The following is an 11249-nucleotide window of genomic DNA, read 5'->3' as shown; positions in this document are numbered from 1 at the left end:
TGTTAACGACGCTCACCGGCCGGCGGCTCAGGAACAGCGTCCCTCCGATCAGAACTCGATTCCCGGAGGCTCGCGGTTCGAGACCCATTAGCTGTCACCGCCGCGTGCGAACATACGTTCGTGCGGTGTGATGCGTCCATCCTGCACGCCGACCTGGACTCGTTCTACGCGTCGGTGGAACAGCGTGACGACCCGACGCTGCGCGGTCGCCCGGTGATCGTAGGTGGCGGCGTCGTGCTGGCCGCCAGCTACGAGGCCAAGGCTTACGGCGTGCGCACCGCGATGGGCGGCCAGCAGGCCCGACGGCTGTGTCCCGACGCCGTCGTGGTGCCGCCGCGCATGTCGGCCTACTCGCGGGCCAGTGACGCCGTCTTCGAGGTGTTTCGCGATGCCACACCCATCGTCGAGCCGTTGTCGGTGGACGAGGCATTCCTCGACGTCGGCGGCCTACGCCGGGTCTCGGGCACGCCGGTCGAGATCGCCGAACGGCTGCGGTGCGACGTGCGGGAGCGGGTCGGCCTGCCGATCACCGTCGGTATCGCCCGCACCAAATTCCTGGCCAAGGTCGCCAGCCAGGAAGCCAAGCCCGATGGGCTGCTGCTGGTGCAGCCCGATCGTGAGCTGGCGTTCCTGCGGCCGTTGCCGGTGCGCCGATTGTGGGGCGTGGGCGCGGTGACCGCGGACAAGTTGCATGGTTACGGCATCACGACGGTCGCCGATGTCGCCGAGCTCAGCGAGTCGACGCTGGCCGCACTGCTGGGTGCGGGGATGGGCCGTCAGCTGTATGCGCTGTCGCGCAATATCGACCGGCGCCGGGTCAACACCAGGGTGCGACGGCGGTCCGTCGGTGCCCAGCGAGCGTTGGGCCGCGCCGGAAATCGCATGTCGCCCGACGAGATCGATGCGGTCGTGGTCAACCTGATCGACCGCATCACCGCCCGGATGCGCGCCGCCGGTCGCACGGGCCGCACCGTGGTGCTGCGCCTGCGGTTCGACGACTTCACGCGGGCGACCCGGTCCCACACGATGCCGTGGGCGACGGCGTCCACGCAGCCGATCCTGGCCGCCGCCCGGCGGCTGGTCGCCTCCGCCGCACCCGCGATCGCCCAGCGCGGCTTGACGCTAGTCGGTTTCGCGGTGTCGGGTATCGATCGCAGTGGGGCCCAGCAGCTGATGCTGCCGTTTCACGAAGACTCGCTCGCGGTCGACGCCGCGGTTGACCAGGTCCGTGCGCGCTTCGGCAGATCCGCTCTCACCCGCGGGGTGTTGATTGGACGAGATTCGGGTATAGAGATGCCGCTACTACCCGACTGACTGAGTTCCCCCCACTTCACCAATGTGGTTCCAGCCCAAGCTGTTTCGATGATAAGAACTTTGTTTGAGATGTCGCGCGCGCCGGGCGGGCCCCGACGGCTCGCTTGTACGCTGGCCGAAACCCAACCTGGAAAGTGAGTGCCTGAACACATGCCGCCGGACAACACCCGCGACAGTGGCCTGCCTCGCGAAGGTCTCCTGCTCGGCTACAGCGCGGTACTCGCGTTGTCGGCGGGCTTCGTCAACGCGGTAGCCCTGCTGATACTGGCGTTGCCGGTCGGCAACCTCACCGCGATCACCACCCAGCTGGGCATGAACACCGCCAATCCGTGGCTCTACGAGGGACATGTGCTGGCCGCGATCCTGTTCGGCTTCCTGGCGGGCGCGACGATGGCCGGCGCGGTTCTCGCACCCACCCAAGCGCTGGCGGGCCCGCGCCATGCCGTGGTGCTGTTCACCGAGGCGGCGCTGCTCGTCCTGGCCGCCGCGGGCGTGGAGGAAACCTTCGTCAAGGCGCAGATCGAATCGCTCGGCGTCGAGCTGACCGCGGTCCAGGCGATGTTCGCCGCCGCAGCGCTCGGCCTGCAGAACGGGATGACCTCGAGCTTCCGCGGGATGTCGATCCGCACCACCCACTTCACCGGGACCGTGACCGACCTCGGGCTGATGCTCGGGCGTGCCCGGCAAGACGGAATCAAGAAGTGGAAGGCCGCGATCCTGGTGACGACACTGTTGCTGTTTCTCGGCGGCGGCATCGCAGGGATCCTGTTCGGTGCTCGGCTCGGCGGATACTCGCTGCTGATACCGGCCGCCACGTGTGCCATCGTGGCCGGGGCCAACGTGCTGCACAGCCGCGGCAACAGTGGCGAATCCATTGCCGAGGCGGCCGAAGCGGTGCGGGCCTGACCGCTCAGCTCGATCCTGTCCACGCCAGCAGCTTGTCGGCCGGCCAGGTGTTCACGATCCGGTCGACCGGAACGCCGGAGTCCAGGGCACGTTGCGCGCCGTACCCCAGGAAGTCCAGCTGGCCGGGGGCGTGCGCATCGGTGTCGATGCTGAACACGCAGCCGATTTCCAGCGCCAGGTTGAGCAGCCGGGTCGGCGGGTCGCGGCGTTCGGGGCGAGAGTTGATCTCCACCGCGGTGCCGTGGTCGCGACAGGCGGTGAAGACCTTCTCGGCGTCGAACTTCGATTCCGGCCGGATGCCTCGGTTGCCGGAAACCAGCCGGCCCGTGCAATGGCCCAGCACATCGGCGTGGCCGTCGGAGACCGCGCGCACCATCCGGCGCGTCATGGCCGCCGCATCCATCGACAGCTTGGAGTGCACGCTGGCCACGACGACGTCGAGGCGTTCCAACAGCTCGGGCTCCTGATCCAGGCTACCGTCCTCGAGGATGTCGACCTCGATACCGGTGAGGATGCGCATCGGCGCGAAGGTGTCCCGCAGCCCGTCGATCACGTCGAGCTGTTTGCGCAACCGCTCCGGCGACAGGCCGTTGGCGATCGTCAGCCGCGGCGAGTGATCGGTCAATGCGCAGTATTCATGCCCCAGCGCCGCCGCGGTTGCCATCATCTCCTCGATCGGCGCCGAGCCGTCCGACCAGTTCGAGTGCAGGTGCAGATCCCCGCGCAGCGCGCTGCGCACCTCGCCGCCACCGAGATCTGTTGCCTCGGCTCGCAATTCGACAAGTGCGTCGGGCTCACGGCCGGCCCAGGCCTGGGCGATGACCTTCGCGGTCTTGGGTCCGATGCCCGGCAGCGTCTGCCAGCTGTTGGCCTGCCCGTGCCGCTCCCGCTCGGAGTCGTCCAAACCCTCGACGATGTCGGCGGCATTGCGGTAGGCCATCACGCGTTTGGGGTCCTGCCGGCTCCGGTCCTTGTAGTAGGCGATCTGACGCAGCGCGGCTACCGGGTCCATCGCTCCAGTGTTACAGCAGCTGCCCGTAGACGAACCCGGCCAGGATTACGCCGAAGCCACCGATCTCGCCGACGATCAGCATGGCCATCGCCACCCCGGTCCCCCGCACCGGCTTCTCGAATTGGTTGACCGTGTCTCGCCGCGCACCATGGACGACGTAGGCGGCGATCGCCGCGACGAAGAAGAACACGACCACCATCGCCGCGGTCAGGTTGACCCAGGCGGCCCAGGCGCTGAGTTCGACGAAGACCGCGAGCAGCAGCGTCGCGAAGGAGTAGAGCAACGCCGCGCGGTGAGCGATGTCGACGTAGACGTGCGCCTGGTGGTTCTCCGACGTCATGATCTGGCGGTACTTCCAGACGCCGAGAACGAGTGCGAGCAGAAAGATCAGGCCGGCGAACAGCAGGGTGATCTTGGCGTCGATCCCGAGGGCAGTACTCATGACCCGCATGAGTTTAGTTGCGCTTCATAAATATCGACTAGCGTCGACGTCATGCGATTCGCGTTCAAAACCTCACCGCAAAACACCACCTGGGCCGGCATGCTCGCGGTCTGGCAGGCCGCCGACGATATCGACGTCTTCGAGTCCGGGTGGACGTTCGACCACTTCTACCCGATCTTTTCCGACAGCACCGGCCCGTGCCTGGAGGGCTGGACCACGCTGACCGCGCTGGCGCAGGCGACCAAGCGGCTGCGGTTGGGCACCCTGGTCACCGGCATCCACTACCGTCACCCCGCGGTCCTGGCGAACATGGCGGCTGCCCTCGACGTCATCTCCGACGGACGGCTCGAACTCGGGATTGGGGCGGGCTGGAACGAGGAGGAGTCCGGCGCCTACGGCATCGAACTCGGCAGCATCAGGGAACGGTTCGACCGGTTCGAGGAAGCCTGTCAGGTGCTGATCAGTCTGCTCAGCGAGGAGACCACCAACTTCGACGGCAAGTACTACCAGCTCAAGGACGCGCGCAACGAACCCAAGGGTCCGCAGCGCCCGCATCCGCCGATCTGCATCGGCGGCAGCGGCGAGAAGCGCACGCTGCCGCTGACCGCGCGCTACGCCCAGCACTGGAATTTCGCCGGCGGGACGCCCGAGGAGTTCGCCCGCAAGCGCGACGTGCTGGCGGCGCGCTGCGCGGACATCGGGCGCGACCCCAAGGAGATCACCATGTCGGCCCATGTCCGCCTCGGTGAGGACCTCAACTACGCACAGGTCATCGAGACCGCCGCCGGGCTGGGGGCCGAGGGACTCGACCTGGGAATCGTCTACCTGCCCCCACCGCATGACCCGGCCGTCCTGGTGCCGTTGGCTGAGGCGATCCGGGATTCGGGGCTGCTGTCGACGAAATGACGATTCCGTGCCGTCGAGCAAACTGGCGATGAAATCGCGGGTAGATAGCTTGGGCTGTTATGTCCCGAACAGCAACAGCTCCTGGGCAGTTACCAGGCGCTCTTGCTTAGCGGGAAACTCGCGACTTTTCACCGGGTGACGAAACCATGACCAGGCCATTCGCCCCACCCGCGAACTAGGTACTGGGTTCACATGCACAGTGACCACTCCTGCGATCGATCTGTTTAGCCGTGCCCCCGTTGTGACGAAGCGCACAAGTCGTTATTAGACACCCGCGTGCTGGCAAACTACGGGAGACTCGCCGAACAAATACCGGCGTGTTTCTGGTGTGGCTGGTGTGACTACTGAAGCGGTGCAGCCGTCGGCTTGATCGGCGCGGGAAGGGCGGTTGACCCCATCAAATACCGGTCCACACCCGCTGCGGCTGCCCTGCCCTCGGCGATCGCCCAGACGATCAGCGACTGGCCCCGGCCCATGTCTCCGGCAACGTAGACGCCAGGCACCGAGGTCTCGTAATCGGCGCCTCGCGCGACGTTGCCGCGCTCGGTGAGCTTGACGTCGAGGTCGGTGAGCAGACCCGCCTTCTCCGGGCCGACGAACCCCATCGCCAGGAACACCACGTCCGCTTCGAGCTCGAAATCGGAACCCTCGACCTTGACGAACTTGCCGTCCTGCATCTGCACTTCGTGGACTTTGAGCGCGCTCACGTGCCCGTCCTTGCCGACGAACTCCTCGGTGTTGACCGAGAACACCCGCTCGCCACCCTCTTCGTGGGCCGACGAGACCCGGTACATCAGCGGGTAGGTCGGCCACGGCGTCGACTCGGCGCGCGCCTCCGGCGGCCGCGGCATGATCTCGAACTGGTGCACGCTGGCCGCACCCTGCCGGTGCGCGGTACCCAGGCAGTCGGCTCCGGTATCGCCGCCGCCGATGATGACCACCTTCTTACCTTTGGCGGTGATCGGCGGCTGCCCGTCGGGTCCCAGCACGTCGTCGCCCTCCTGCACGCGGTTACCCCACGGCAGGTATTCCATCGCCTGGTGGATGCCGTCCAGTTCCCGCCCCGGGATCGGCAGGTCACGCCAGGCGGTGGCACCGCCGGCCAGCACCACCGCGTCGAAGTCGGCGAGCAGCTGCTGTGCGGTGATGTCGACTCCCACATTGACGCCAGCCCGGAATTCGGTTCCCTCGGCGCGCATTTGGTCCAACCGACGGTCGAGGACGCGCTTCTCCATCTTGAATTCCGGAATGCCGTAGCGCAGTAATCCGCCGATGCGGTCGGCCCGCTCGAAGACGGTGACGCTGTGTCCCGCGCGGGTCAGCTGCTGGGCGGCGGCCAAACCGGCCGGGCCCGAACCGATGACGGCAACCGTTTTTCCGGTCAGCTTGGTCGGCGGCTTCGGCTCGACGAAGCCCTCGTCGAAGGCGTGGTCGATGATCTCCAGCTCGATCTGCTTGATCGTGACCGGGTCTTGGTTGATGCCCAGCACACACGCCGGCTCGCACGGCGCCGGACACAGCCGGCCGGTGAAGTCGGGGAAGTTGTTGGTGGCGTGCAGCCGCTCGATCGCCTCGCGCCACCGGCCCCGGCGCACCAGGTCATTCCACTCCGGGATCAGGTTGCCCAGCGGACATCCGTTGTGGCAGAAGGGAATACCGCAATCCATGCAACGAGTCGCCTGCTCGCGCAGGGTGTCGTCGTTGAATTCCTGGTAGACCTCGTTCCAATCCTTCAACCGCAGCGGGACCGGCCGACGTTGCGGCAGTTCTCGATGGGTGTACTTGAGAAAGCCAGTGGGATCAGCCATGCGCCGCCGCCATAATCGCCTTGTCGACATCGACGCCGTCGCGCTCCGCTTGGGCGATCGCCTGCAACACCTTCTTGTAGTCCCGGGGCATCACCTTGGCGAAATGCCGTTGCTGGGAGTGCCAGTCGGCCAAAACCCGCTGGCCGACAGCGGAATCCGTCGCATCGACATGTGCCTGGATGATGCCGTGCAGGAACTCGACGTCATCGGAGTCCAGACTCTCCAGATCCACCATCTCGGTGTTTAGGTTCTGCGGCAGTTCCTCGCCGGGGTCGTAGACGTAGGCCACACCGCCGGACATACCGGCCGCGAAGTTACGCCCGGTGCGGCCGAGAATCACTACCCGGCCACCGGTCATGTACTCGCAACCGTGATCGCCTACGCCCTCGACCACGGCGTGGGCGCCGGAGTTGCGGACCGCGAACCGCTCCCCGACCACGCCGCGCAGGAAGGCCTCGCCGCTGGTGGCCCCGAACAGGATCACGTTGCCGCCGATGATGTTCTCCTCGGCGACGTAGTCCGCCGGCGCTTTGTCGGACGGCCGCACCACGATCCGGCCGCCGGACAGACCCTTGCCCACGTAGTCGTTGGCGTCGCCGTACACCCGCAGGGTGATGCCCTTGGGCACAAAGGCGCCGAAGCTGTTGCCCGCGGAGCCGTCGAAGGTGATGTCGATCGTGCCATCCGGCAAGCCTTGACCGCCATAGGCTTTCGTCAGCTCGTGACCGAGCATGGTGCCCACCGTGCGGTTGACGTTGCTGATGGTGGTGGAGAACCGGACCGGTTTACCCGAATCCAGCGCCTCGCGGCTCATCACGATCAACTGCTGGTCCAGCGCCTTGTCCAGGCCGTGGTCCTGACGCGAGCTGCAGTACAGGTCCTGGTTCATGAACGCGGACTCCGGCTCATGCAGCACCGGGGCCAGATCCAGCTTGTGCGCCTTCCAGTGCGCCCGCGCCAGCGTGGTGTCCAGCGACCCCACTTGGCCGACGGCCTCGTTGAAGGTGCGGAAGCCCAACTGCGCCATGTACTCCCGGACTTCCTCGGCGATGAACATGAAGAAGTTCTCGACGAACTCCGGCTTGCCGGTGAAGCGATCCCGCAGCACCGGATTCTGGGTCGCCACACCGACCGGGCAGGTGTCGAGGTGGCAGACCCGCATCATGATGCAGCCCGCGACGACCAGCGGGGCGGTGGCGAAGCCGAACTCCTCGGCGCCCAGCAGCGCGCCGATCATCACGTCGCGGCCGGTCTTGAGCTGTCCGTCCACCTGGACGACGATCCGGTCACGTAACCCGTTGAGCAGCAAGGTCTGCTGCGTCTCGGCCAACCCCAGCTCCCACGGGGCACCCGCGTGCTTCTGCGAGGTGAGCGGCGTGGCACCGGTGCCGCCGTCGTGGCCGGAGATCAGCACCACGTCGGCGTGCGCCTTGGACACACCCGCGGCGACCGTGCCGACGCCGTTCTCGGAGACCAGCTTGACGTGAACGCGCGCCGCCGGGTTGGAGTTCTTCAGGTCGTGGATCAGCTGCGCAAGATCCTCGATCGAGTAGATGTCGTGGTGCGGCGGGGGTGAGATCAGGCCCACGCCGGGCGTGGAGTGCCGGACCTCTGCCACCCACGGGTACACCTTGTGCCCTGGAAGTTGGCCGCCCTCACCGGGTTTGGCGCCCTGGGCCATCTTGATCTGGATGTCGGTGCAGTTGGTCAGGTAGTGCGACGTGACGCCGAACCGCGCCGAGGCGACCTGCTTGATCGCGCTGCGGCGCCAGTCCCCGTTGGGATCGGGATCGAAACGATTGACGTCCTCGCCACCCTCACCGCTGTTGGATCGCCCACCCAGGCGGTTCATCGCGATGGCGAGCGTCTCGTGCGCCTCGGCGGAGATCGAGCCGTAACTCATTGCTCCGGTCGAGAACCGTTTAACGATCTCGCTGGCGGGCTCGACCTCGTCCAGCGGTACCGGGGGTCGCACGTCGCCGCGGAACTTCAGCAGTCCGCGCAACGACGCCATCCGCTCGCTCTGGTCGTCGACCAGGCGGGTGTAGTCCTTGAAGATCTTGTACTGGCCGGTGCGGGTGGCGTGCTGCAGCTTGAACACGGTCTCCGGGTTGAACAGGTGATACTCGCCCTCGCGGCGCCACTGGTAGTCCCCACCCACCTCGAGCTCGCGGTGCGCGCGCTCGTCGGGCCGGTCCAGATAGGCCAGGTCGTGGCGCACGGCGACGTCGGTGGCGATGTCGTCCAGCGTGATGCCGCCGGTCGGGCAGACCAGCCCGGTGAAGTACTCGTCGAGCACGTCCTCGGAGATCCCGATGGCCTGGAACAGCTGAGCGCCGGTGTAGGAGGCCAGCGTCGAAATGCCCATCTTGGACATGACTTTCAGCACGCCCTTGCCGGCGGCCTTCACGTAGTTGTTCAGCGCCTTGTCACGGTCGATCCCGTCGATCACGCCGCGGTCGAGCATGTCCTCGATCGATTCGAACGCGAGGTAGGGGTTGACCGCGGCCGCGCCGCAGCCGATCAGCATCGCCATGTGGTGCACCTCGCGGGCATCACCGGATTCGACGACCAGTCCCACATGGGTGCGGGTACGGTCGCGGACCAGGTGGTGGTGCACCCCCGCGACGGCGAGCAGCGACGGTATCGGGGCCATCTGCTCATTGGAATCGCGGTCGGACAGGATGATCACCCGGGCGCCATCGGCGATCGCGGCCGACGCCTGCGTACGCACCTCTTCGAGCGCGGCAGCCAGCCCGGCGCCACCATCGGCGACCGGGTACAGACAGCGAATCACCTTCGAGCGCATGCCATGTGGGCGCCCGTTGACCGGGTCATCGGGATTCAGGTTGATCAGCTTGGCCAGCTCGTGGTTACGCAGAATCGGCTGTCGCAGCATGATCTGGTGACACGAGTATTCGTCCGGGCTGAGCAGGTCGCGCTCCCCGCCGGTGGTGCCCTGCAAACTGGTCACCACCTCTTCGCGGATGGCGTCCAGCGGCGGGTTGGTCACCTGAGCGAACAGTTGGTGGAAATAGTCGTAGAGCATCCGGGGACGCTGCGAGAGCACCGCGACCGGGGTATCGGTGCCCATCGACCCGATCGGCTCGGCGCCGGTGCGCACCATTGGCGCCACCAGCAGGTTGAGCTCCTCATAGGTGTAACCAAAGGCCAACTGCCGCATGACAAGTCGATCGTGTGCCATCCGCACGTACTTGCCCTGCGGCAACGACTCGAGGGGCACCAGGTTCTTGTCGAGCCACTCCTGATACGGGTGTTCGGCGGCCAGCTCGGCCTTGATCTCCTCGTCGGAGACGATGCGGCCCTGGGTGGTGTCCACCAGGAACATCCGGCCCGGCTGCAGGCGCATCCGCTGCACCACCGTCGACGGGTCCAGGTCCAGGACACCCGCCTCGGAGGCCATCACCACCAAACCATCTTCGGTGACCCAAATACGGGACGGGCGAAGGCCATTGCGGTCCAGCACCGCGCCCACGATGGTGCCGTCGGTAAACGTCATCGACGCCGGGCCGTCCCACGGTTCCATCAGCGATGCGTGGTACTCGTAGAAGGCGCGGCGCGCCGGGTCCATCGTCTCGTTGCGCTCCCAGGCCTCCGGAATCATCATCAGCACCGCGTGCGGCAGGCTGCGCCCACCCAGGTGCAACAATTCCAGCGCCTCGTCGAAGCGTGCGGTGTCGGAAGCGCCCGGAGTGCAGATCGGGAACAACTTCTCCAGGTCGTCGACCGAACCGAAGATGTCGGTCTTGATCAGCGCCTCACGGGCGCGCATCCAGTTCTCGTTGCCGGTGACGGTGTTGATCTCACCGTTGTGGGCGATCCGCCGGAAGGGATGGGCCAGTGGCCAGGACGGGAAGGTGTTGGTCGAGAAACGGGAGTGCACGATGCCCAGCGCGCTGGTCATCCGATCGTCTTGCAGGTCAAGGTAAAACGCCTTGAGCTGCGGGGTGGTCAGCATGCCCTTGTAGACCATTGTCTGGCCGGAAAGGCTTGGGAAGTATACGGTTTCGCGGCCGGGCCCGTCTTGGCCCGGGCCCTTGGTACCGAGTTCGTGCTCGGCACGCTTGCGCACGACGTAGCAACGGCGTTCCAGCGTCATGTCGGAAGCGCCGGTCATGAACACCTGCCGGAAGGTGGGCATGGCATCGCGGGACAGCGCACCCAGCGACGAATCGTCGGTGGGCACGTTGCGCCAGCCCAGGACCGTCAGGCCCTCGGATTCGGCGATCTTCTCGACGGCGGCGCATGCTGCCGCGGCATCCTTGGACGATTGCGGCAGGAACGCGATACCGGTGGCATAACTGCCGGCGGCGGGGAGCTCGAAGTCCACGACTTCGCGCAGAAACGCGTCGGGGACCTGAATCAGGATGCCCGCGCCGTCACCGCTGCGCGGCTCGGCGCCCTGGGCGCCACGATGCTCGAGGTTGACCAGTGCGGTGATCGCCTTGTCGACGATGTCGCGGCTCCGTCGGCCGTGCATGTCGACGACCATGGCTACCCCGCACGAATCGTGCTCGAACGCGGGGTTATACAACCCAACGCGCGTGGGCGTCATATGCACCTGCCTCTTCACCAGAACCTGCTGCGCGACCGTTTTCAGTGGCTCCGACGGGGCTGCACCCGGAGGTTGCGAGCCGACCCCTTCGGTCTTGTCGATAGGCTGTCTCCCAGGCGGAAAATGATCCGATGGGGGAATCGTCCGTGCGGCGCTGAACGGTGGCGTGTACCCGGTCTCGACAAGTCGTAAAACGATATGACAAAAACCGCCTGACATGCCAACTTGGCCGAGTCTACCCGGCAGGTAGCGGCAACGTAAATTCGCTGCGGGCGGCGATCGATG

General features: G+C 66.3%; 7 protein-coding genes. 3 read left to right on the top strand and 4 right to left on the bottom strand.

Going from position 1 to position 11249, the window contains the following annotated elements; translation table 11 throughout:
- Positions 1–120 precede the first annotated feature (120 nt).
- Positions 121–1314: a DNA polymerase IV gene (dinB, locus tag AAHS21_RS19065; protein ID WP_342929138.1), complete on the top strand. Its 1194-nt coding sequence runs from the start codon at positions 121–123 to the stop codon at positions 1312–1314.
- Positions 1315–1452: 138 nt separating this feature from the next.
- Positions 1453–2220 (top strand): YoaK family protein, encoded by a 768-nt coding sequence (locus AAHS21_RS19060; RefSeq protein WP_342929137.1) that lies wholly within the window; start codon positions 1453–1455, stop codon positions 2218–2220.
- Between the two features lie 4 nt (positions 2221–2224).
- On the opposite strand, the gene AAHS21_RS19055 is transcribed toward AAHS21_RS19060, so the two are convergent.
- Complete coding sequence (locus AAHS21_RS19055) at positions 2225–3232, bottom strand: PHP domain-containing protein (RefSeq protein ID WP_342929136.1); 1008 nt, start codon at positions 3230–3232, stop codon at positions 2225–2227.
- A gap of 10 nt (positions 3233–3242) precedes the next feature.
- Positions 3243–3674 (bottom strand): hypothetical protein, encoded by a 432-nt coding sequence (locus AAHS21_RS19050; RefSeq protein ID WP_342929135.1) that lies wholly within the window; start codon positions 3672–3674, stop codon positions 3243–3245.
- A gap of 51 nt (positions 3675–3725) precedes the next feature.
- Here AAHS21_RS19050 and AAHS21_RS19045 point away from each other — a divergent pair, with 51 nt between their 5' ends.
- Positions 3726–4580, top strand: a complete 855-nt coding sequence (locus AAHS21_RS19045; RefSeq protein ID WP_342929134.1) for an LLM class F420-dependent oxidoreductase — start codon at positions 3726–3728, stop codon at positions 4578–4580.
- 341 nt (positions 4581–4921) lie between these two features.
- On the opposite strand, the gene AAHS21_RS19040 is transcribed toward AAHS21_RS19045, so the two are convergent.
- Entirely contained in the window at positions 4922–6388 is a 1467-nt protein-coding gene (locus tag AAHS21_RS19040; RefSeq protein ID WP_342929133.1) for a glutamate synthase subunit beta, read from the bottom strand.
- Positions 6381–10964: a glutamate synthase large subunit gene (gene gltB / locus AAHS21_RS19035; protein WP_342929132.1), complete on the bottom strand. Its 4584-nt coding sequence runs from the start codon at positions 10962–10964 to the stop codon at positions 6381–6383. Before gltB ends, AAHS21_RS19040 begins: the two co-directional genes overlap by 8 nt.
- Between the last annotated feature and the right edge of the window lie 285 nt (positions 10965–11249).

It is taken from the genome of Mycobacterium sp. 050272 (genome assembly GCF_039023525.1).
In the GTDB taxonomy this organism is placed as follows: Bacteria; Actinomycetota; Actinomycetes; order Mycobacteriales; family Mycobacteriaceae; genus Mycobacterium.
Note: the sequence above shows the minus strand (reverse complement) of the source record. Positions and strands in the feature narration are given on the sequence as shown.